We start from the raw sequence: 24,397 nt of genomic DNA, 5'->3' as shown, positions 1-24,397 counted from the left end.
TTCTTAATCAATCACTTAAGAAGTATCTAAATGATAACAATATGGATGAAATCATGAGAAAAATAAAACTACTGATTGTTTTACTTTTTTATCCACTTTTTTCTTATTCACAAGAAAAGTCAATTGACTCCACAGCGGTGTATATTCTTGACCATATGAGTGAAGTCATTGGTCAATTAAGTGCTTGCAGTTTTCATCTTTATACATCATCCGATCAAGAAAACATTTATCCTTTCATTGCTTCTTCTAAAGAATTTACTGAATATGAGGTAATCATGCAAGGGGCAAACAAAATGATGGTTCTTGCCAAAGGATATCCCGGTAATCGAGGTTTTTACTATAACGGAACTTCATTTACTAGGTATTCATTTGATGAGAACAACTATACGACCATTGGAGCTCCAGACAATACCCTGAGCATGATTGACAGCATAAACCACAGTTTTGGGGTCGAATTTCCTGCCGCTGACTTTTTCTATCCTTCATTCACAGATGATCTCATTGATGATTTTGATGAAATTCACTTTCTAGGGAAAAAGACCATAAGAGGCAAAGAGGCCTTTCAAATAGCTGCCATCAAAGAAGGACTCAATGTGCAAATATGGATATCCAATGATGCATTAATCCTACCATTGAAATTATTGATCATCAACACTGCTGACGAGACACCAATACAATATGAAGCCACCTTCTCGGATTGGCAAATCAATACACTTTACCCTGAAAAAATATTCGACTTTACCCCACCACCAGGCGCAAGAATTGTAGCCATCCTCCCCAAACCTTTATAGAAGAGAACAATGATAAATTTCCCAAAACTAAAATTAATACTAGGGCTTGGTATTTGTCTCTCAATGACCTTACCGGATTTATCAATGGCCCAAAGGTTAAATCATGCGCCTTCACGGTCTAGAACACAAGCAAGGCCTTCTACAGGAAGAACCATAAACGGCGGTGCACAAAGATCAAGGCAAAGACCTGCTTTTAATAACTCCAGGCCTTCAACTGCAAGACCAAATCAAGTTAGGCCGAGTACCAGTAGACCGACCACAAGGCCCAGTTATAATAGACCTAGTAATGCAAGGCCCAGCACCAATAGACCTTCTTACAATAGACCAAATAATCAAAATCGCCCTAATCATTCCAGACCTGCAAATCATGTTAGACCCTCGGCCAACAACCGAATAAATATCAATAGAAGTACAGTAGTAATCAGGAGCCCCTACCCCCTTATCATAGACCACCATACCACTATGGCAGATATAGGTATTATAGTTATAGGCCTTATTTTTACCATCCTTTCACGCCCTACTATTGGGGCCCAGCATGGCATCCCTGGGGCTTTTTTGTGGCTTCACTGGCAGCTACAGCCATTGTGATTTCCATCGAGAATCAAAAATACCACTATGATAATGGTGTTTATTATATACAAAACAACAATGGCTACACAGTGGTGGAAGCACCTGTAGGAGCTACCGTTCCAAGCTTACCTAATGAAACTACTACAGTGGTCGTCAATGAAACGACCAATAATTATTACTACGGCGGCACCTATTACGAAAAGACGGATAAAGGCTATACTGTAGTCCCCCCTACTGCTGGAACAATAGTAGAAAACCTACCTGAAGGGGCTGAAGAAGTCAAAATTGGAGATCAAACATACGTACAATATGGAGAAACTTATTACCAACCCATTCAGCAGGACGGCAAGAATATGTATGAAGTTGTACAGGTGGAAGAGGAAACAACATCATAAAATCAATCAGTGTTGCTAGGGTTTCATAGAAGGATTTGAACTCCCTCACTCTTTATATAAGTAAAATACAATATTACAACACTATAATTTAATATTTATTGATAATAATACACTATTTAAAATAAAGTTGAGTAATATCCATATTTCACTAAACCGAAATACTTATGATTAAAAATTTAATTTTACTACTCTCATTTTGTATGCTTATTTTTCATACTACACATGGTCAAAATGATTCCCTGATCTTTAAAAACAAAGACGTTATCGGTGGAGAAATCAAATCAATGGACAAAGGCGTGGTAATTATTGAAACAGACTATAGTGACAGTGATTTTGAAATTGAATGGCAAAAAATCAGCGAGGTATATTCAAAGCGAAATTACCTGATTACACTGACTTCTGGTCAACGACATAACGGGTATTTAAAATCCTCCTCACCCAATCAAATCATGATATACACGATGGATGGTGACTCGTTGAATGTAAATGTTAATGAAATAGTATATTTCAAGACTTATGAAAATGACTTCTTGAGCAGGCTATCAGCCAATATCGATGTAAACTATAGCTTTACCAAAGCCAACAATTTGAGTCAATCAGGTTTTAGGACTTCATTGGGTTATGTAGCGCCCAGATGGTCAGCATCTGCAGGATATAACCTAATCCGCTCAAACCAAGATGAAGTGGATCCTATACGAAGGGAAGATGGAAGTTTTTCATACAGAAAATTTCTTCCAAAAGATTGGTATGTCCCTGCCAATTATTCTTTCCTGTCCAATACGGAACAAAAACTGGATCTGAGGAGTATTTTCAAGCTTGGAATGGGTAAGTATATCATCCATACCAACCAATCCTACTTTGGTGTAGAAGGTGGATTTTCATATGTAAATGAACGGTTTTCTAGTGAAGACGAGGACAGAAACAGTATGGAAGGGTATGTAGGGAGCGAACTTAATCTTTATGATATTGGCGACCTTGATTTGCTGACCAAAGCCGTGCTTTTCCCTGGTATTACAGAAAAAGGTAGATGGAGGTTTGATTATAATATAGATGTCAAATATGATCTTCCACTTGATCTATATATCAAACTTGGATTTACCTTGAACTTTGATAACCAAGTAGTGGCTGGAGCCAGTAAAGCGGATTATGTTCTTCAGACAGGAATAGGATGGGAATTATAATGGCTTAAATGACGATTAGCTGCCGCATTTCTCAAATCTCCCTTTTCATATGGGCCCAAATATATCGTTTTAGTGATAGTGGAAAGTAAAATGGAGGTACTTTTATAATCTGTAAAAGTAGCACTAGATCATTGCGCCCAATACTGGGCATAAAAATTTGAAAAAGCTGATTACTTTTGCAGATCAGATGAAATTATAGCCAAAAAGAAAATTAATCCAATATGAAAAAACTAGTATTTGTACTCGCAGCTGTAAGCATCCTATTCAGTTCTTGCGAAGATAAGAAGAAAAGTAAATTATCCAAAAAACTGGAAAATGTTGAGGAAAAAATAGAGAAAGTCGCTGATGATGTAGAAGATGCAGCTGAAGATATCAGTGAATCTTTGGAGGATGCAGCCGACAAACTGGATGAAAAAGCGAAAGAAATTCAGAAAAATCTAGAGGAATAAACAACAAAGCCCAAGAAAAAAACTTGGGCTTTGTTTTGTAGTCTTTCTGCTTAATGCTCAGTCCACCAAAGCTTATTCTGGGACACTCCTAATAGATTGGACATTCTATAAAGCACCCTTGCGCCTACATTTCCATCAAATTCATTACCGTCTTCTCCTGGAGCTACTTCTACCACGTCAAAGCCGATGATTTTCTTGCCCGATTTAACCAATAATTTCATCAAATACATGATTTGCTCCAAATCAAATCCTCCAGGAACAGGAGTGCCGGTATTCGGACAAAGTTTTGGATCAAATCCATCAATATCGATGGTTATATACACTTCCCTAGGCAAAGAATTGATAATCTGGTTACAAATTGACCTCCATGTAGCTCCTTCAAACATGGATTCCTTGATATCCTTATCATAAAAAGTATGAATTCTTGGATCTTCTTTTGCTCTGTCAGATTCTTCCTCGCAATAATCCCGAATACCCACTTGTACCAATTTTTCTACCTGAGGGATCTTCATAAAATTATGGGAAATACTGGCGTGTGAATACTCAAAATTCTCATAGGCTTCCCTTAAGTCCGCATGTGCATCTATTTGTAGCACACCAAAACTCGAATATTTTTCAGATAGTGCCTTGATATAACCAAGCGGCGTACTATGATCTCCTCCCAATAAAGCTACCAACTTTCCTTGGTTAAGGTAGTTTTTGGCTGTTTTATACACCCAATCATTCATCTTTATGCAGGCCTTATTCACAAGATCAGGCACTGCCAAATATTTTTCATTATCTTCCTTTTGCTTCCCTTTTTCCAACCACTCTATATAATCATCGGCTATTTTACGATGATTGGAATTGCTCAGAGCCAATTCAGCCGGTATAGGTAACATATAAATGCCCATTGTCCAAGCATCTACTATATCATCCTGAAACAGATCTACCTGAGCCGAAGCATTCAATACACTTTCCGGCCCTTTGGCTGTACCGTGTGAATAACTTACGGTAACTTCCCATGGTACCGGAACAATGATAAGGCTTGCCGTTTCCTCGTCATAGGGCAAACCAAAAATATTTCCCTGTGATGCTACTCCGTTTGGATCAAAATGATTAATTACTTGCTGTTTCTTAGTAATCATAACCTTATTATTCTACTGTTGTTTTTTAAAAAGACTTTGTTTTCTCTTCCATAAGAGAAATTAAATTCCTTATATAATTTACTGAAATTCCGCCAATTTACCCATTATCAAAAATGATAATTCAAGGCATTTTCATTGTAAGACTTCTTTTAAACTGCCCATTCCCCTATTCAAGCCCACTTCCCAAGAATCTGTATAAAGCTCAAGCATGGCCATCATTCCCGGGGCTAAATTGATTTGGTAATCATTGGTAAGCAGGGCTAACACAGCACTGATTCCCGGATTATGCCCTACTAACATGATATGATTAAAATCATCAGGGCTTGTTTTCAATGCTTCAAAAATGACTTCAGCATCTGCCAAATACAATTGCATTTGAGCCTCCTTTCGGGAAATCGATATATAATTATTAATGATTTCTGCAGTTTCGAGCGTCCGTAGAGCGGTACTGATATAAGATACATCAAAAGCCAGTTCCCTGTTCTTTAATACGTTTCCAAGCCTATTTAATTTGTACTTTCCGCTCTCACTAAGGGGCCTATAAAAATCCTCATTGAACCCTTTGGCCGGTTCTGCCTCTCCATGTCTTAACAATGTCAGATATTTTGTCATATTACCTTGATATCGATGAAAAATTATTACAATATTACAACGAAATAACCATGCCAAAATCAATATGAGATCAATTTATATTTGGAGGAGAATATAATCGCTTCTATTTTTGAATTTTGTTGAGCATGATTATAATAATCACCGCTTCCAGATAAAACATATCACTATGCCAAAAAATTTAGTCATTGTCGAATCTCCCGCCAAAGCCAAAACCATCGAAGGTTATCTCGGTAAGGATTTCAAAGTAGCATCTAGCTATGGACATGTCCGTGATTTGCCCAAAGGAGATAAGGCCATTGATATAAAAAATAAATTCCATCCAACTTACGAAGTTACTTCTGATAAAAAAGAGGTGATCAAACAGCTTAAAAGCTTGGTAAAAGACGCAGAGACCATTTACCTAGCAAGTGATGATGACCGCGAGGGAGAAGCCATTTCATGGCATCTTAAAGAGGTGCTCAAGTTAAAAGAGGACAATACCAAGAGGATCGTATTTAGGGAAATCACCAAAAACGCAATCATCAAAGCCATAGAAAACCCAAGGTCTATAGATATAGACCTTGTCAATGCCCAGCAAGCCAGAAGGATTTTGGACAGATTGGTAGGTTTTGAATTATCCCCAGTACTTTGGAAAAAAGTTAAAGCTGGTCTCTCAGCTGGTAGAGTACAATCCGTCGCTGTAAGGTTTATTGTAGAGAGAGAAAGAGAAATTGAGAAGTTCGAATCAAAGTCTTCCTATAAAATAACAGCAATTTTTGATGTTAAGGGTAAGGTATTGAATGCTGAGCTACCGAAGAAGTTTGAAACTCAGGAAGAAGCCGAGGAGTTTCTTAAGAACTGTTTGGATGCCAGCTTCTCCATCAAAAACCTGGAGAAAAAGCCAGCAAAGAAAACCCCTGCAGCCCCTTTTACCACTTCTACCCTTCAGCAAGAAGCAAGTAGGAAACTGGGCTTCTCGGTTTCCCAAACCATGACCATTGCCCAAAGGTTATACGAGGCAGGTAAGATTACTTATATGAGAACAGATAGTGTAAACCTATCTGCTGAAGCCATGGAAAGTGCCAAAAACCAAATAGTCAGTGCATTTGGCAGCGAATATCATAAGGCAAGAACATATACCTCCAAATCTGAAGGTGCGCAAGAGGCCCACGAAGCCATCAGACCAACCAATTTTTCCAATCTTGAAGCCGGAACGGAAAGAAATGAAATAAGACTATATGAGCTCATATGGAAGCGGGCGATTGCCTCCCAAATGTCTGATGCTCAACTGGAAAAGACGCATGTAAGTATCGCTATCAGCAATTCCGACCAGAACTTAAGTGCTCATGGTGAGGTGATCAAATTTGAAGGTTTCTTAAAGGTTTACCTTGAAAGTACTGATGACGAAGATGAAGAGGATAACAACCAAAGTAAAGGCTTATTGCCTCCATTGACCATCGGTCAGGAACTGGACCTGACAGAAATGAAGGCCAGACAAAGCTTTACAAGGCCTCCTGCCAGGTATACTGAAGCCTCTTTAGTAAAGAAACTGGAAGAAATGGGAATCGGTAGACCTTCTACTTATGCCCCTACCATTTCGACCATCCAAAAGCGTAATTATGTCATCAAGGAGTCCAGAGATGGAAAACCTCGTAATTACACCGAAATGATCATTAAAAAGGGTGCATTTTCAAAAAGTGAAAAAACAGAAAATGCGGGTTCTGATAAGAACAAACTTTTCCCTACCAATATTGCCATGGTTGTCAACGACTTTTTGGTAGAACATTTCCCGAATGTCATTGACTTTAAATTCACCGCTAAGGTTGAAAAGGAATTTGATGATATCGCCCATGGTTTACAGGAATGGGATGATATGATCGAAAACTTCTACGGTAAATTCCACAATACCGTTGAAGAAGCGGAAACAGTGGAAAGGGCCAATGTGAGTTCCTCTAGAGAACTAGGGACTGATCCTAAGACTGGCAAACCAGTAATTGTCCGTTTGGGTAAGTTTGGACCTTTGGTGCAGATAGGTGACCAAGATGATGAAGAAAAGCAATTTGCCAGCCTTAAAAAAGGACAGTTTATAGAGAGTATTACCTTTGAAGATGCCATGGAACTTTTCAAACTACCGAGAGATGTCGGCATGTTTGAAGACAAAAAGATTGTCGCGGCTATAGGTAGATTTGGTCCTTATATCAGACATGATAGTAAGTTCGTTTCTTTAGGAAAAGAACTGGATCCATTAAGCATTACAGAGGCTGAAGCGATACAACTTATCAAAGACAAGCGGGAAGCGGATGCCAAGAAACACATCAAGAGCTTTGATGAAAATCCAGATATCCAAATCTTGAATGGTAGATGGGGGCCATATATTAAGTTTGGGAAAAACAATTTCAAAATTCCAAAAGATAAAGTGGCAGAAGAGCTCAGCTATGAAGAAACCATTGAGATCATAGAAAACCAACCTGAGAAGAAAAAAGGGAGGTTTTCCAAAAAGAAAAAATAATTTTTAAACCGGACTTTGTTCCGGTTTTTTTGTGCACATACAAAAGACTGATAACATACGGAACCTGATGCTAGCTTAAACGTATTCTAGAAACTTTGTTTATTTTTATACTATAGAAAGTAAAGTAAGATGAAAAAGAAATTGGTGGTTTTGTCAGGTGCTGGAATATCCGCAGAGAGCGGAATCAAGACATTTAGAGACAGTAATGGACTATGGGAAAACCATGATATTATGGAAGTGGCTTCCCCTGAAGGCTGGCGAAGGAACAAGGAAATTGTTTTAGAATTTTATAACCAAAGGAGGAAACAGGCATTAGACGTAAAACCAAATGCTGCTCATTATGGGTTGGCAGAACTTGAAAATGATTTCGATGTCACCATCATTACCCAAAATATAGACAACTTGCACGAAAGGGCTGGTTCCACTAATATCATTCACTTACATGGTGAACTTTTCAAATCCCAAAGTACCCTAGATCCCAAATTAGTCTATGATATGGATTCATGGGAAATTAAATTAGGAGATAAATGTGAAAAGGGAAGCCAATTGCGGCCTTTTATTGTCTGGTTCGGAGAGATGGTACCAATGATGAATCCAGCAATTAAAGCTGCGCAAGAGGCCGATATATTTGTTGTCATTGGGACTTCTTTACAGGTGTACCCCGCAGCAAGCCTTATTCAGTATACAAACCATTCCACCCAAAAATACATTATTGATGTAAACATCCCGATAACTGGACTCAAAGAAAATTTGACCATTATTCAAGAACAGGCAAGTATAGGAGTAGGGAAATTGAGGCAATTATTAAAGTAAATGCAATGGTCTCCAATACAAGCAACTAATTAAATATGACTACAATGAAAACCGTTTTACATAAGGCGAACAGTCGTGGAAATGCCAATCATGGTTGGCTTAACTCTTTTCACACTTTCAGTTTTGCCAATTATTATAACCCTGATAGGATTCATTTTGGGAAACTACGGGTACTAAATGATGATGAAGTGGCTCCTGGAATGGGATTTGGTACCCATCCTCACGACAACATGGAAATTGTTTCAATTCCACTTGAGGGTGATTTGGAACATAGAGATAGCATGGGAAACACAACGGTTATTAGAGAAGGAGATATTCAAGTGATGAGCGCCGGAACAGGTATTCTCCATAGTGAATACAATAAAAACAAAGATAAACCTGTAAAATTCCTTCAAATATGGATTATCCCCAACAAAAGGAATGTTGCCCCAAGGTATGATCAAATCACACTTGGAAAAGAAATCCCAAAAAATCAGTTGATTCAAATCCTATCTCCCAATCCAGATGACAATGGGGTTTGGATACATCAAAATGCCTGGTTTCATTTGGGCAATTTCGAACAAGGCAGCTCAGTTGATTATACCCTTAAAGATCCTAAAAATAATGGTGTATATATTTTTGTTCTCGATGGAAAACTTGATTTGGATGGTATTGAATTGAGTGCAAGAGATGGCTTGGCTGTGTCTGACACTTCTAAGTTCAATCTAAAATCTCATGCCAACTCTCAAGTCTTACTGATGGAAGTACCCATGAATTAATTAAAGAAACGGGCTCTTGAATTTTTCAAGAGCCCGTTTCTATTAGTAGACAATAATATCCCTACCAAATCAACACCTCCTTGGCATGCTTTCTTTCGTTGGTCCTGAATAGGTTGAATATGGCCATGAACTCATGGGTATTGCCGGGCAAGAGATAACTCCCATTGGTCGGGAACTCATAGACATAGCCCACCTTCACCCGTTTCAAGAGGAAGCCCAGCTGCAAATTGTTCGCATAATCCACCCGGTGCCCTGCCCCTAGCCAGAACTTGTCCATCAAAAGAGCCTTCAGGTTAAATTCTATATTGTCCGGAAGGTCCTCCTGGTTGCGGTAAAAGAAATTCCCGATTACGGACACCTGATCACTCAGGGCCTCCCGGTAGCCCGCCTGTACAATATAGTTGATCGGCCTGCCTTCCATAAATTCATCTCCGCTGGAAATGCTGCCCCCATTAACCTGGTGCATGGCATAGGACAGGTAGTACTTTTCGTGCGTCAGTGCCAGGCCTACATTGAAGTCGATGATCTGCATATCGGAAAAGCCGCCGATATACTGGCCCAGCAATTCGTCGTTCTGCTGCTCCACGGTCATGGACGTGCCGTCCAGTTTGACATTGGTATAGCTTACCCCCGCACCCAGGCGCAGGTTGTGCTTTTCTGTCAGCCTGATCCTGCTGGCATAGCCCAGCACCAGGGAGGTTTCCCTGAAGGCCCCGTACTCATCGAACAATAGGTTGAGGCTGGCCGCATTTTTGCCCATCAGGGCAGGATCTTCCTCTCCTTTCATTTCCCCGAAATCCAGCTCCGCACTAAAGAACATGGTCCTTGGCGCTCCTTCAAAACCACTCCATTGGTTCCTGACAAAGCCCCTTAAAGTACTGCCCTCATAACCGGTCAACCCGGGGTTATAGTAACTCTGGAAAAAGTTGAACTGGCTAATGTATTTTCTCGACTGCCCCAGCACCATCAAAGGTGCCGACAGCATGAACATCAATGTATAAACTAAAACCTTTTTCATTTGATTAACTGGCTTTCTATTTCCAAAACAATCTTTAATTACTTGACAAAACCTTTTCATCATTTCAATAAATTAAGGGTGCCTCTTCGTACCTTATCATCTTCCTTGGACTCGATTACCCAGAAATAGCTCCCTACTGCCATTTCCTTGCCCTTATAGGTTCCATCCCACCTTTTTTCAGGATTTTCGGTATAGAAGAGCCTGTTACCACTTTTTTCAAATATCATGATCCTTACACCGGTCTGGTACCTGAGCTCCTCAACACCCCAAGTATCATTGGTACCGTCTTCATTTGGACTGAAGGTATTGTAGATCACGATATCGTTCAGGGATTTTCTCAGCCTGTTGACCTCAAAGACCTTGGAAAGTGTATTGCCATCGGCATCCACCACCATCACCTCGACCGAGAAAGCAGTTCTGCCCGCCAATGCTTCCTGGCTGTCCCAGTACAGGCTGTTGCCAGAAAGGGAGAAATAGCCATTGTCCGCTGCTCCGGAAACAAGTTCCAAAACATGTTGGTTATCCACTGGATCCACCACCGTGATGCTGCCTATCGCTACAGGGCCGTTCTGGGCCTCGAAACTGTTATTGTCAAGGACAAGGTCCACTGGGGCCGGCTTGGCATTTACATTGACAAACATAAACGGTACAGGTAGTCCTTCTCCCAAGATGGTTCCTGGTAGTTGTAAGGTCCCCGTTATACGGTAAGCTCCCCTGTTCCTGGTATCCACTGTGGATACATTCCAATTCACCTCCAGATTAATGAATTCATCTTGTTCGGTTCTCACCAATACTGTTTCAGGCAAAGGTATTTCGACCAAATCGATTCCCCAGTCCACGGTAACCGCAGTAGGTTCGTAAACCTCCTCTATTTTTCTGGCCAGTATGGTAAGGCTGGCCGCTTGGTAAACAATATTATAATTATCTCCAGCAGACAAGCTGCCCAAATTGATGGCATAAACTCCGATGTCTTCTCCGGCAGCCCTACTCAGTCCTCCTGTCAAAATGCCGTCATCATCTCCATTGACAAAGCCGGAAGCAGTATAACTCAATATAGGATCTACTGTTCCATACACCTTGCTCTGGTCATCGGCTGATACTGTCAAGCTCGCCTGTGTGATCTCAAAGTTGCCATTCACATAGCTGATCGTATAGTTAGATGAAGTATAACCAGAAGCGGTAATCGCATAGTTACCAACATCCTCTCCAGCAGTTCGGCTAATAGCCAAGGTGCCGCCCAAAGCAGTTTTATCATCACCATTCACAAATCCCGAATAACTTACTGTTAAAGCACCATCAACCTCACCGTAAACCTTGCTCTGGTCATCGGCAGTAACTGTCAGGGCTGCTTGGGTAATCTCCAAGTTGCCATCCACATAGCTGATCGTATAGTTACCGGAAGTATAACCTGAGGCAGTAATCGCATAGTTACCTACATCCTCTCCGGCTGCTCGGCTAATAGCCAATGTGCCGCCCAAAGCAGTTGCATCATCACCATTCACAAATCCCGAATAACTTACTGTTAAAGCACCATCAGCCTCACCGTAAACCTTGCTCTGGTCATCGGCAGTAACTGTCAGGGCTGCTTGGGTAATCTCCAAGTTGCCATCCACATAGCTGATCGTATAGTTACCGGAAGTATAACCAGAAGCGGTAATCGCATAGTTACCAACATCCTCTCCAGCAGTTCGGCTCATATCCAATGTGCCGCCCAAGACAGTTGCATCATCACTATTCGCAAATCCCGAATAACTTACTGTCAAAGCACCATCAACCTCACCGTAAACCTTGCTCTGGTCATCTGCGGTAACTGTCAAGGCTGCCTTCGTGATCTCAAAGTTGCCATTCACATAGCTGATCGTATAGTTACCGGAAGTATAACCAGAAGCGGTAATCGCATAGTTACCAACATCCTCTCCAGCAGTTCGGCTAATAGCCAAGGTGCCGCCCAAAGCAGTTTTATCATCACCATTCACAAATCCCGAATAACTTACTGTTAAAGCACCATCAGCCTCACCGTAAACCTTGCTCTGGTCATCGGCAGTAACTGTCAGGGCTGCTTGGGTAATCTCCAAGTTGCCATCCACATAGCTGATCGTATAGTTACCGGAAGTATAACCTGAGGCAGTAATCGCATAGTTACCTACATCCTCTCCGGCTGCTCGGCTAATAGCCAATGTGCCGCCCAAAGCAGTTGCATCATCACCATTCACAAATCCCGAATAACTTACTGTCAAAGCACCATCAACCTCACCGTAAACCTTGCTCTGGTCATCGGCTGATACTGTCAAGGCTGCCTTCGTGATCTCGAAGTTTCCATCCACATAGCTGATCGTATAGTTGCCGGAAGTATAACCAGAAGCGGTAATCTCATAAGTGCCTACATCCTCTCCGGCTGCTCGGCTAATAGCCAATGTGCCGCCCAAGACAGTTGCATCATCACCATTCACAAATCCCGAATAACTTACTGTCAAAGCACCATCAGCCTCACCGTAAACCTTGCTCTGGTCATCGGCCGTTACTGTCAAGGCTGCTTGGGTAATCTCAAAGCTGCCATCTACAAAGCTGATCGTATAGTTACCGGAAGTATAACCGGATGCCGAAATCGCATAATTGCCCACATCCTCTCCGGCTGCTCTGTTTACTGTCAATGTACCACCCAAGACAGTTGCATCATCACCATTCACAAATCCCGAATAACTTACCGTTAAAGCACCATCAGTCTCACCGTAAACCTTGCTCTGGTCATCTGCGATAACGGTCAAGGCTGCTTGGCTAATCTCAAAGTTGCCATCCACATAGCTGATCGTATAGTTACCGGAAGTATAACCAGAGGCAATGATCGCATATTTACCTACATCCTCTCCGGCAGTTCGGCTAATAGCCAATGTACCGCCCAAGGCCGTTTCATCATCACCATTCACAAATCCCGAATAACTTACTGTTAAAGCAGGATCAGTTTCACCGTAAACCTTGCTCTGGTCATCAGCGGTAACTGTCAAGACTGCCTTCGTGATCTCCAAGTTGCCATCCACATAGCTGATCGTATAGTTCGGTGAAGTATAGCCTGATGCCGTGATCGCATAGTTGCCCACATCTTCTCCGGCTGCTCGGCTCACATCCAGTGTGCCGCCCAAGACAGTTTCATCATCACTATTTACAAAGCCCGAATAACTTACTGTTAAAGCACCATCAGCCTCACCGTAAACCTTGGATTGGTCATCAGCTGTTACTGTCAGGGCTGCCTGCGTGATCTCCAAGTTTCCATCCACATAGCTGATCGTATAGTTACCGGAAGTATAACCAGAAGAGGTAATCGCATAGTTACCTACATCCTCTCCGGCTACACGGCTCACATCCAATGTGCCGCCCAAAGCAGTTGCATCATCACCATTCGCAAATCCCGAATAACTTACTGTTAAACTTGGATCGGCTGCTCCGTAAACCTTGCTCTGGTCATCTGCGGTAACGGTCAAGGCTGCTTGGGTGATCTCCAAGTTGCCGTCCACATAGCTGATCGTATAGTTACCGGATGTATAACCAGAAGCGGTAATTACATAAGTGCCCACATCCTCTCCGGCTGCTCGGCTTACATCCAGTGTACCACCCAAGACAGTTGCATCATCACCATTCACAAATCCCGAATAACTTACTGTTAAAGCACCATCAGCCTCACCGTAAACCTTGCTCTGCTCATCAGCGGTAACGGTCAAGCTCGCCTGCGTGATCTCCAAGTTACCATCCACATAGCTGATCGTATAGTTACCGGAAGTATAACCGGAAGCGGTAATCGCATAGCTACCCACATCTTCTCCGGCTGCACGGCTTACATTCAGTGTGCCGCCCAAAGCTGTTGCATCATCACCATTCACAAATCCCGAATAACTTACTGTTAAACTTGGGTCAGCTGCTCCGTAAACCTTGCTCTGGTCATCAGCGGTAACTGTCAAGGCTGCTTTCGTTATCTCCAAGTTGCCATCCACATAGCTGATGGTATAGTTACCGGAAGTATAACCAGAAGCGGTAATCGCATAGCTACCCACATCTTCTCCGGCTGCACGGCTTACATTCAGTGTGCCGCCCAAAGCTGTTGCATCATCACCATTCACAAATCCCGAATAACTTACTGTTAAACTTGGGTCAGCTGCTCCGTAAACCTTGCTCTGGTCATCAGCGGTAACTGTCAAGGCTGCTTTCGTTATCTCCAAGTTGCCATCCACATAGCTGATGGTATAGTTACCGGAAGTATAACCAGAAGCAGTGATCGCATAGTTGCCCACATCCTCTCCGGCTGCACGGCTCACATCCAAGGTGCCGCCCAAAGCAGTTGCATCATCGCTATTCACAAATCCCGAATAACTTACTGTTAGACTTGGATCGGCTGCTCCGTAAACCTTGCTCTGGTCATCGGCGGTAACGGTCAAGGCTGCTTGGGTAATCTCAAAGTTGCCATCCACATAGCTGATGGTATAGTTACCGGAAGTATAACCTGAAGCGGTAATCGCATAAGTGCCCACATCCTCTCCGGCTGCTCGGCTCACATCCAGTGTGCCGCCCAAGACAGTTGCATCATCACCATTCACAAATCCCGAATAACTTACTGTTAAATTTGGATCGGCTGCTCCGTAAACCTTGCTCTGGTCATCGGCGGTAACGGTCAAGGCTGCTTGGGTAATCTCAAAGCTGCCATCCACAAAGCTGATGGTATAGTTACCGGAAGTATAACCAGAAGCGGTAATCGCATAAGTGCCCACATCCTCTCCGGCTGCTCGGCTCACATCCAGTGTGCCGCCCAAGACAGTTGCATCATCACCATTCACAAATCCCGAATAACTTACTGTTAAATTTGGATCGGCTGCTCCGTAAACCTTGCTCTGGTCATCGGCGGTAACGGTCAAGGCTGCTTGGGTAATCTCAAAGCTGCCATCCACAAAGCTGATGGTATAGTTACCGGAAGTATAACCAGAAGCGGTAATCGCATAAGTGCCCACATCCTCTCCGGCAGTTCGGCTTACATCCAGTGTGCCGCCCAAAGCAGTTGCATCATCGCTATTCACAAATCCCGAATAACTTACTGTTAGACTTGGATCGGCTGCTCCGTAAACCTTGCTCTGGTCATCGGCGGTAACTGTCAGGGCTGCTTTCGTTATCTCAAAGTTGCCATCCACATAGCTGATCGTATAGTTACCGGATGTATAACCTGAAGCAGTAATCGCATAGTTACCTACATCCTCTCCGGCAGTTCGGCTAATAGCCAATGTACCGCCCAGGGCCGTCTCATCATCACCATTCACAAATCCCGAATAACTTACTGTCAAAGCACCATCAGCCTCACCGTAAACCTTGTTTTGGTCATTGGCCATTACTGTCAAGGCTGCCTTGGTGATCTCAAAGTTGCCATCCACATAGCTGATCGTATAGTTACCGGAAGTATAACCGGATGCCGTAATAGCATAGTTGCCCACATCCTCTCCGGCAGTTCGGCTTACATCCAACGTGCCGCCCAAGACAGTTGCATCATCACCATTCGCAAATCCCGAATAACTTACTGTTAAAGCACCATCAGCCTCACCGTAAACCTTGCTTTGGTCATCTGCGGTAACTGTCAAGGCTGCTTTCGTGATCTCAAAGTTTCCATCCACATAGCTGATCGTATAGTTACCGGAAGTATAACCAGAAGCGGTAATCGCATAGTTACCTACATCCTCTCCGGCAGCACGGCTCACATCCAGTGTGCCGCCCAAGACAGTTGCATCATCACTATTCACAAATCCTGAATAACTTACTGTTAAAGCACCATCAGCCTCACCGTAAACCTTGCTTTGGCCATTGGCCGTTACTGTCAGGGCTGCCTGCGTGATCTCAAAGTTTCCATCCACATAGCTGATCGTATAGTTACCGGATGTATAACCAGAAGCGGTAATCGCATAGTTACCTACATCCTCTCCGGCAGTTCGGCTTACATCCAGTGTGCCGCCCAAGACAGTTTCATCATCGCTATTCACAAATCCCGAATAACTTACTGTTAGACTTGGATCGGCTGCTCCGTAAACCTTGCTCTGATCATCGGCCGTTACTGTCAGGGCTGCCTGCGTAATCTCAAAGTTGCCTTCTACATAGCTGATCGTATAGTTCGATGAACTATAGCCCGATGCCATAACCGCATAATTGCCGACATCCTCTCCAGTTGCTCTGCTTAAATCCAATGTGCCGCCCAAGGCTGTTGCATCATCACCGTTCACAAAACCTGCATAGCTAACGGTCAATCCTGGATCAGTGGAACCATAAACCTTAGACTTATCATCGGCGGTTACTGTCAAGGCTGCCTGCGTAATCTCAAAGTTGCCTTCTACATAGCTGATCATATAGTTCGATGAACTATAGCCCGATGCCATAACCGCATAGTTGCCGACATCCTCTCCAGTTGCTCTGCTTAAATCCAATGTGCCGCCCAAGGCTGTTGCATCATCTCCATTGACAAAGCCCGCATAACTGACTGTTAAACTTGGGTCAGCTTCACCATAGACTTTGGATTTATCCTCGGCTGTTACCGTTAAAGTAGCTGATGTGATTTCCAGGTTTCCTGCCACATAGTTGATGGTATAATTGGCTGAAGTCTGGCCGGAAGCGTTGATGGCATAGTCGCCGACATCCTCTCCGGCTGCTCGGCTCACATTGAGTGTGCCACCCAGATCGCTTTCATCGTCCCCATTTTCAAATCCGTCATAGCTAACCGTCAAGGCTGGGTCAGCTTCACCATAGACTTTACTTTGGTCATCGGCGGTTACCGTTAAAGTAGCCTGATTTACGGTTAACGTATGGGCCACTGGCGTGGCAGCTTGGGTTGTCCCGTCCCCGCTCTGGGTGGCGGTAATTTGGGTAGATCCAGCCGTTAAAATGGTCGCTTGGTTTCCTGTGATGTCCACTACTGTGGGGTCATCTGATGTATAGGTTACGGTCAAGCCCTGATCGGTCTGTGCATCACCTAAGGTAAAGGAAGCATCTCCATAAGTTTTTGTAGGAATACTTGGGAAAGTGATGGTCTGTCCGATTTTTACAGGGCCTTCCAAATCGCTCTCTACCGCGGTTCCTGCAAGGGTACCGTCATTGGGTGTCACTTCAAAGCTAATATATTTGCCCTGATCTGCGGCCTGGAGGGTGTAATCTTGGTTTTCCGCTCCGGTAATAGCGGTTTTACCGGTTCCACCATCGTCGTCAGCCCGGTACCATTGGTAGGTGGATCCGCTTTCCGCATCATTGTCCACATCCGCATAAGTATAAGTACCATTCAGCTCTTCACCAACGGTCAATGTACCACTAATGGCTACACCGCTTGCGGTAGGCGCATCGTTTACAGGGGTGATATCAATGCTGACCGTCCCGATGGCTATATCGTTTCCTCCCCCGGATCCGGTATTCCCATTATCGTTTATGGACACTTCCACGGAAGCGGCTCCATTTCCATTAAGATTGGCATCTGGTCTAAAATAGATATTGCTTGGGCTATTTATATAATTGTTTAAGTCCGTCAAATTACCCGTCAGTGTTAATAAACCAGACATATGACCTGTTATGGTGATTCCTGTACCGGCCGCTATATCAAATATTCCTCCTGTAGCTTCCAGTGTTATTGTCAACTCCCCACTTTCCGCATCGATATCGCCGATGGTGGCTGCTGAAATATCAAAAGGATCCTCAGTCGCATCTTCCTCTACCGTGATAGAGGATGGTAAACCTATGATGGTAGGATCATCATTTACCCCAGCAATATCAAAGGTAACCGAAGCGGTATTGGAGTTATCCGTACCATCATTGGAAATAAAAGAAATGGTCGCTACCCCGGGGCCATATAAATCAGGAGTAGGTGTAAAAGTAGCGGCATCCAAGGCGGCATTGATATTGGCCAGGGTGCCTAAAGCGGTGAAACTACTGCTTCCATTCATTCCACCACCGAAAGTAATCCCGGAAGTCCCCAGCGTCAGGGTTCCCCCGGTAATGGTAAAGGTCACCGTTTGGCCATCTCCATCCGCATCGCTGATCTGGATATCGTTGGATAAGGCCACATTGGTATCATCCTCCTCCACGGAGGGTACTGAAGGAGCGGTAGCGGTAGGGGCGGCATTCGATTCGGTAGCCGATAACCTGAAATTATCCACGGCCCATTCTTCAGTGAAAGTATTATTTGAATAAGCTCTCAGGCGGATGGTAAGTTGATTTCCGGTTCCGGATATGGATTTACTAAATTCTTGGAAACTTTTTGTTAATAAAGTTCCGTCACCTATCCCGTCATTGTTAGTGTCTTCGTAAAGCTTTTTGTTTTCTATGTCAGTTGTTGAATAGAAAGAGATCAGAGGTACATAAATTCCACCATCGATGCTATATTCTACAATAACATAATCCGAATGAGAATACCCGGCAAGGACATTCTCAAAGGCATCATTAGTGGACTGTGCGCCAAATAAGCCTTTAAAAGTAATACCTGTTTTTCCGGTAATATTAATGCCACTCCAGACAATATTTTGTTCATCGTTTGCAAAGGGTCCATCATGATCTTCACCGGCCCAAAAATAAGTGCCTTGAAAGTTGGAGTAATTACCATCTGATGCGGTTGTTAAATCTAAGTCAGCGTTTGTAGCTCGTTTAAAATAGGCACTACTGCTTCCCCCGTTATTTGAAGGTGTTCGGATACCGCTGGAAGGGGAAGTGGGATCCTCAAAGTCGTCGGACCAAAACTGGACCTGACCTAAAACCGATAGGTGCATGCCTAGCAGTAACACTATGAGTAAAAGTTTTTTCATCATTTCATGTCTTTATGATTGTTGTTCTTATCGTTTCAAAACAGGTTAATAGATCGTTGACGATAGACAGAGGTTTGATCACTACTTTACCCTATCTGTTTTTCAGGAGTGACGATTAACCGGTGTTGCTGTACTTATTTCTACTGAAAATGCATCGCCTTTTCAGTTCCCAATACCCCTGAGAACTGCGGTACCCTAGAAAAGAAAATCGGTGCAGGTTCTGTTCCGTAATCACTACTAACTATTTCCAAGACCAACACCTCTTCATCCACACAGGCAATATGCACCTGCCCCGTTCCTGATAATATCGTCCCGGGAGCTTGCTGATGCTTTTCTCCTATCAGTTTTTTGGCCTTGATCAGTTTAAATGAAGTCCTTCCCCAAGCGGTATCCGCTCCCCCATTCCAAGGGTTACAGGCCTGGCACAAGTGTATGATTTCATTGGCATTCATATAGGCCCAATTGATCGACGTGTCCCGTTGGGTAGGAAAAGGACAATAGGCAGATGAATCGGGCTGGGGGCTGGAAGGTAAAACACTGCCAAACTGAAGCATTTGAGAGGTGTTTTGTGCCGCTAGGGCAATCTGCTCCGCAAATTTTACCGCTAAGGAACCGAAAGTCTCCACCTCATCCAGTTTGATCTCTTCTTCCCAAATGATATTTCCCCGGTCAAAATCTTTATCCATTAAATGGATCGTAAGCACTGCTTCTTCTTCTCCTGCTTTCAGGGTTTCAAAAATCGGCATGGGGCCTCGATAATCCGGTAATTTGCCCATATGGAAGTTGATCCACTTTTGAGGGTAAGCTTCCAACAAACTTTCCGGCACCAAATAAGGGAAACCAATACAAAACAGGGCATCAGGAGCAATGCGCTCGAGCCACTTAGTTAATTTACCAAAATCAAACTTGTTTTTAATAGTAATTTGGGAGATCGATGATCCATAGATGGCAGATAAACCAGACTCCAATTCGGAGACATGACCACCTATAACCACTCCCGCCAAACACCCCTCCAAATGTAGGACCTGGCAAGCAGGAAGGGCTGACTTTCCGGCACAAAAAACCACTATCTTTCTTGCGGTATTCATATGCAGGTATAGCTGTTGATCCATCCTGAGGTAGCATTATTCAACGGGATGCTGACCATACTATCGTAAGTATCGAAAACCTGTCCAAGGTCTATTTCTTCTTTTACATTTACCTGGCTCATCCGCTTCTCATCTGGAACAACCTCCGCATGATACATTGGAGCGATAGATGTTTGTGTAGCCTTATGAAATACCACCTTACCTCTTGGGGTCTGGAATTCCATATCCATCAAGCTTTTGCATGCTTCTTTTCCATTTTGATGATTCTCTGCCATTAACTTAATGATAACAGTTACAAAGAATGCGGCCTCATATCCCAACAAGGAAAATAGATTGGCAATCTTACCGTTTTGAAGCATTTGGTCTATGAAGTTACTATTTTCCTTATTCCCCAAGTTTTTGCTCCAAGCAGCCACCCCCATTATCTTTTGGTTTGGAAATAAGGTTTCGGACAATACCGATTCTTCTAAGCCAAATGGAGGAAGTATTACGGTATATTCATCCGAATTAAAATGCTTGTTTAGTTCCTGAAAATACCACTGTACATAATCTCCACTAAAAAGTGACAGAAAACAGTCCGTACTTTGTGATAATGCTAGGTGCTCCTTTAGTGCTGTCAGGTTAAAATCTTCCTTCTTATAGCCAGTAGCATGGTTAAATAGAATATTACCACCTGAATGCGTATAGCCCACAAAACCTGCATGAGTATGCAAGTAGCCCCCATCATAATATCCCGTAATTGATGCAGCTTTTTTTAAACCGACTTGTGATGCTTTTTCCCCAGCCAACCAGTTCCCGAGTGAATTATGCAGGGAATGGTATAGCGTATTGGTCGAACTCGGCCATTCCTGAGGCAAATTAGCACCACTGTCCAAAACCACCAAGATTTTATTGGCGGCCTTAAACAAGGGTCTTAAGAGCTGGGCTGTTCTATGGCTGATATAGGCTAGAACAACATCCACTTCCTCTGTTAGCAAAAACTTTTCAACCACCTCATAACATTTTTGATGATCGGTACCAAATCCTATATTCTCCGATATGACGGATATATCACAATCCCCCTGTGCAAGTAGGCCTTGCTTAAGTCCTTCATGCATATCAAAACCAATTGAGGCATAATAAGTCGATCTGGGCAATAGTAGTCCAACTTTTTTCATAATAAAAAAGAATACGGTCCAAACCTTAAAGTTTTGGACCGTATTATTAAAATTAGTTTCTACTCGGAAAGATACCCACCGTAGCTATCGAATAATTCATAGCTAAAAAAGGATTAACTATACTTATTGGAATATTTCCACCGGTAATTCCAGTAGTTCCTGATACCTGAACATTTCCGTAAAAAGCATTAGGATTACTATTGTAGTTCTCTGAAGTGGATAAAGCCAAATAACCGTCTACTGGAGAGCTTTCTTCAGCTAGATTGGATGAAACCGGTATTTTAACATTAACTGGAGCTGCACTATGTTCGTGAGCTGGCAAATTAGAAGTTAAAATATTTGTACTGGTAGTCCCTCCTTTTTCACCTATAGTGTAATTAGGTAAACCAGGTCCTTGATGCTGACCTATTGGCATTCTACCTCTTAAGTCAGGTAAGGCAAAGGTCGTGGTTCCATTTCCTCCATAATAGGTCCCTATCAAGGAAAATAATGCGGTATTGGTAGAAATTGGTAATACTTGGCCTTCACATAAGGAATAGCCTCTTGGTGCAAAATTGAAGGCAAACAACTTTACTTCGCCTATAAATGGTTCTGTTGACATAACATTCGTTGATTAAAAATGAAAAATAATTGTTAAATATTAACAAATTTAAGTTGAATATACACAAATATTTACGGATTGACTAATTTTGATATTTTATTTAACAGCTGACCAAACTTTTTTTTTGCGAAATCATATTTTTAAGCTTTTCCTATTGATCTCTGCACCACTTAATAACTAGCTTAGATTAATTGATGGCTGCACTTAGAAATATTGGTAAAATCAACCAGTTTTGTTCACAATCCTGTTTGAACAAATTTCAAATAAGCGTTTTTTAATATGTTAAAATCAAATTTCTTGGAAAATGAGCTTCTACAACAGCGTAAAAATCCTAGTTTAACAAATCAGGTAGAAATACTTGGTTGGTCTAATACCACAATCTTTGCCCTCTAAAAAACTATATAATGGCAGTACTTTGCTGGGAACACATCAAATCTTTCTACACAAAAACAAAACCTTATTCATCAAAACCGAGCGGATCAACCAAATCGGAAAGCTCAATGATCCCATGCTGTAAGCCATATACAATCAAGCCCACAACATTCTTGGAATTGGTCTTTCCTAAGAGATTATTCCTGTGCCCTTCCACTGTCCGCTCACTTAAAAATAATTTTTCGGCGATCTCCTGGGTCTTGTACTGTTTACAAAGCAGCAAAAGCACTTCTCTTTCCCTTTTGGTAATAAAACCCGCATCCAGCATGGAAAGCCTGTTTTTCCCGTTTTTTGTATGGAAATCTTCATGGATAACTTGAAGTACCTCATCACTATAATAAAACCCCTTGTGGCTGACTTCCCTTAATGTATCCAACATTTCCTCGGGACTACAGCTTTTAGTAATATAAGCTGCTGCCCCTAAATTGAGCATATTGAGGATAAAGGGTTTACCTTGATGGGTAGTAAGGGCCACAACCTTAAGATGCGGATATTTCTTCGTAATTATCTTTGTAGTTTCTACACCATTTAATTCCGGCATCTTTAGGTCCATCAATATCAAGTCTGGAAAAAGTCCTTTGCTTGTTTCTTCCAATTTTTGAGTCAGCTCAAGGCCATTTCCCACGTCGAAAAGCACTTGATAATCCCCTGTATCTTCAAGCATTTTTTTCATCACGGTCCGGAATAGGACCTCATCATCAGCCAAGGCTATTTTTATCATTTTACCCATGATATGTTTTTTTTATGGTAATCTTGAGCCCAGTGCCTACACTACTTTCCATATCCATTTGTCCCTGCATCATCTCTACCCTATTCCGGATATTTAGCATCCCAATGCCAGAGGAATTACTTTCAATGTCCATTCCCCTGCCGTCATCTGTATAGATAAACACCAAGACATCTCCCTTTGTACTTAATGACATGCTTAAATTCTGGGCATTGGCATGTTTTAATGTATTGTTGAGCAGTTCTTGGCAAATCCTGAATAAAATCAAGCGTGTTTCCTTATCCAATCTTGATTCATCGAAATCAAATTGAAGATACACTTGTGGTTTTTCCCCTTGAATTAAATCCGCTACCAATTCTTCCAAACCTGCTTCCAAACCAAACTTTTCAACAATCAAAGGAGAGTAGGCATGGGATATTTCCCGGGTTCTGTCCACTACCTTTTCGGACAGCCCCAAAAGTTCTTCACCCAATTTACCATGCTCACCTGAGGAAAAAAGCTGATGCAAACTCAGTTTTAAAGTGGTTAATTTGGAACCTATATCATCATGCAAGGCATCAGAAACCCTCCTGCGTTCTTCTTCCTGCGAACGGATGACAGTATGCAAAAGCTCTGTCTGATGCTTAAGCTTAAGCTCTGCATTCAACATTTTTTCATTCATTACCTTCTTTCGCATATATTCTATGGAAACAATGATGATAATGGTCAGTACCATTACCAGTATCAGTGCCAATAATATATAATTGGTTATCTCCTGATTTTCCATATTTCTATTGCATAAAAAACTTGGTAAAGAAGATGCAAAACAATATTGATGATCAGAATGGGCACTTGTCCCCCGATACCTAAATTACCCAGTTTGTCCCCGAGTAAAAAGATAATGGAACTGCCCCCCGAATAAATCAACATGGCATAATTTAAATACCTAAAATCCAAGGCCAGATCATTCAGGATATCATGCACCAAATAATAAATTGAGAAGAAAACAAAGCTAATATTCAGGGCAAAATAACCATAGCCACCGTATACATTGTAAAGCTTTTCCCAATTCAAATAGTATTCAACCAGAATAATGGCCATTGAAAAGAACATTAAGCCCAAGGCAAAACTTTTGGTTTTATTGGCCGGAAGGATCAACCAATAAAACAGGTTATAGCCAATAAACTGTATAAGCAGCATAAGATGGAAGAACAGTAAATTATTTATGGCCAACTTGGCAAAGACCAATGAAAGCAGTTGTACGAAGTACAATAAACTAAAAACAACGGTAAATACTTTGGTTGGAAGCTTAGCATTTAAGAAAGACCTCCAACCAAAGATCACCATTAAAGTGTAAAAAAGGAGATGAAAATAGGTTAACCAATTATATAGATACATTTCCTTTTTTAGCAA

General features: G+C 42.2%; 17 protein-coding genes and 1 pseudogene. 8 read left to right on the top strand and 10 right to left on the bottom strand.

Annotation, left to right across the window (positions count from 1 at the left end):
* Positions 1-53: 53 nt before the first annotated feature.
* The 4 genes and pseudogenes from KZP23_RS16985 to KZP23_RS16970 all read left to right on the top strand — a co-directional run bounded on the left by KZP23_RS16985 (position 54) and on the right by KZP23_RS16970 (position 3,386).
* The gene (locus tag KZP23_RS16985) at positions 54-791 is read left to right on the top strand and encodes a DUF2092 domain-containing protein (protein ID WP_226332969.1); all 738 of its coding nucleotides are present in this window, start codon (positions 54-56) and stop codon (positions 789-791) included.
* Between the two features lie 491 nt (positions 792-1,282).
* Positions 1,283-1,756: pseudogene (locus KZP23_RS16980) on the top strand (DUF6515 family protein); the annotation flags it as partial.
* Positions 1,757-1,920: 164 nt separating this feature from the next.
* Positions 1,921-2,937 (top strand): DUF481 domain-containing protein, encoded by a 1,017-nt coding sequence (locus tag KZP23_RS16975; protein WP_226332968.1) that lies wholly within the window; start codon positions 1,921-1,923, stop codon positions 2,935-2,937.
* 221 nt (positions 2,938-3,158) lie between these two features.
* Positions 3,159-3,386, top strand: coding sequence for a hypothetical protein (locus KZP23_RS16970; RefSeq protein WP_226332967.1), 228 nt, complete (start codon positions 3,159-3,161; stop codon positions 3,384-3,386).
* A 50-nt stretch (positions 3,387-3,436) separates the two neighbouring features.
* Here the strand turns inward: KZP23_RS16970 and KZP23_RS16965 are convergent, their stop codons facing one another.
* On the bottom strand, positions 3,437-4,513 hold the full coding sequence (locus KZP23_RS16965) for an agmatinase family protein (protein ID WP_226332966.1): 1,077 nt from the start codon (positions 4,511-4,513) through the stop codon (positions 3,437-3,439).
* A gap of 132 nt (positions 4,514-4,645) precedes the next feature.
* A complete protein-coding gene (locus KZP23_RS16960; RefSeq protein ID WP_226332964.1) occupies positions 4,646-5,125 on the bottom strand; it encodes a SixA phosphatase family protein in 480 nt (159 codons plus the stop codon).
* Between the two features lie 166 nt (positions 5,126-5,291).
* Between KZP23_RS16960 and topA the strand changes: the two genes are divergently transcribed.
* The 3 genes from topA to KZP23_RS16945 all read left to right on the top strand — a co-directional run bounded on the left by topA (position 5,292) and on the right by KZP23_RS16945 (position 9,184).
* Positions 5,292-7,613 carry a type I DNA topoisomerase gene (topA, locus tag KZP23_RS16955; protein ID WP_226332962.1) on the top strand — a complete coding sequence of 774 codons (2,322 nt, stop codon included), beginning with the start codon at positions 5,292-5,294 and terminating at the stop codon, positions 7,611-7,613.
* 129 nt (positions 7,614-7,742) lie between these two features.
* Positions 7,743-8,426: an SIR2 family NAD-dependent protein deacylase gene (locus KZP23_RS16950; RefSeq protein WP_226332961.1), complete on the top strand. Its 684-nt coding sequence runs from the start codon at positions 7,743-7,745 to the stop codon at positions 8,424-8,426.
* Between the two features lie 44 nt (positions 8,427-8,470).
* Positions 8,471-9,184, top strand: coding sequence for a pirin family protein (locus KZP23_RS16945; RefSeq protein ID WP_226332960.1), 714 nt, complete (start codon positions 8,471-8,473; stop codon positions 9,182-9,184).
* Between the two features lie 61 nt (positions 9,185-9,245).
* Here the strand turns inward: KZP23_RS16945 and KZP23_RS16940 are convergent, their stop codons facing one another.
* The 5 genes from KZP23_RS16940 to KZP23_RS16920 all read right to left on the bottom strand — a co-directional run bounded on the left by KZP23_RS16940 (position 9,246) and on the right by KZP23_RS16920 (position 21,846).
* Positions 9,246-10,202 (bottom strand): PorP/SprF family type IX secretion system membrane protein, encoded by a 957-nt coding sequence (locus KZP23_RS16940; RefSeq protein ID WP_226332958.1) that lies wholly within the window; start codon positions 10,200-10,202, stop codon positions 9,246-9,248.
* A gap of 59 nt (positions 10,203-10,261) precedes the next feature.
* A complete protein-coding gene (locus KZP23_RS16935; protein WP_226332957.1) occupies positions 10,262-19,003 on the bottom strand; it encodes an MBG domain-containing protein in 8,742 nt (2,913 codons plus the stop codon).
* Positions 19,004-19,140: 137 nt separating this feature from the next.
* Positions 19,141-20,088 (bottom strand): methionyl-tRNA formyltransferase, encoded by a 948-nt coding sequence (locus KZP23_RS16930; protein ID WP_226332956.1) that lies wholly within the window; start codon positions 20,086-20,088, stop codon positions 19,141-19,143.
* Positions 20,085-21,245 (bottom strand): ABC transporter substrate-binding protein, encoded by a 1,161-nt coding sequence (locus KZP23_RS16925; RefSeq protein ID WP_226332954.1) that lies wholly within the window; start codon positions 21,243-21,245, stop codon positions 20,085-20,087. The genes KZP23_RS16930 and KZP23_RS16925 overlap by 4 nt, the downstream gene beginning before the upstream one ends.
* Before the next feature lie 52 nt (positions 21,246-21,297).
* Positions 21,298-21,846, bottom strand: a complete 549-nt coding sequence (locus KZP23_RS16920) for a phage tail protein (protein ID WP_226332953.1) — start codon at positions 21,844-21,846, stop codon at positions 21,298-21,300.
* 194 nt (positions 21,847-22,040) lie between these two features.
* Between KZP23_RS16920 and KZP23_RS23165 the strand changes: the two genes are divergently transcribed.
* Positions 22,041-22,124, top strand: coding sequence for a hypothetical protein (locus tag KZP23_RS23165; protein ID WP_226336542.1), 84 nt, complete (start codon positions 22,041-22,043; stop codon positions 22,122-22,124).
* Positions 22,125-22,303: 179 nt separating this feature from the next.
* On the opposite strand, the gene KZP23_RS16910 is transcribed toward KZP23_RS23165, so the two are convergent.
* Genes KZP23_RS16910 through KZP23_RS16900 form a run of 3 tightly spaced genes read right to left on the bottom strand, consistent with a single transcriptional unit; the run spans position 22,304 to position 24,382 of the window.
* A complete protein-coding gene (locus tag KZP23_RS16910) occupies positions 22,304-23,008 on the bottom strand; it encodes a response regulator transcription factor (RefSeq protein ID WP_226332951.1) in 705 nt (234 codons plus the stop codon).
* Complete coding sequence (locus KZP23_RS16905; RefSeq protein WP_226332950.1) at positions 23,001-23,771, bottom strand: sensor histidine kinase; 771 nt, start codon at positions 23,769-23,771, stop codon at positions 23,001-23,003. Before KZP23_RS16905 ends, KZP23_RS16910 begins: the two co-directional genes overlap by 8 nt.
* The gene (locus KZP23_RS16900; RefSeq protein WP_226332949.1) at positions 23,753-24,382 is read right to left on the bottom strand and encodes a hypothetical protein; all 630 of its coding nucleotides are present in this window, start codon (positions 24,380-24,382) and stop codon (positions 23,753-23,755) included. Before KZP23_RS16900 ends, KZP23_RS16905 begins: the two co-directional genes overlap by 19 nt.
* Positions 24,383-24,397: the final 15 nt, after the last annotated feature.

This window comes from Echinicola marina (assembly GCF_020463795.1).
GTDB lineage: Bacteria > Bacteroidota > Bacteroidia > Cytophagales > Cyclobacteriaceae > Echinicola > Echinicola marina.
Note: the sequence above shows the minus strand (reverse complement) of the source record. Positions and strands in the feature narration are given on the sequence as shown.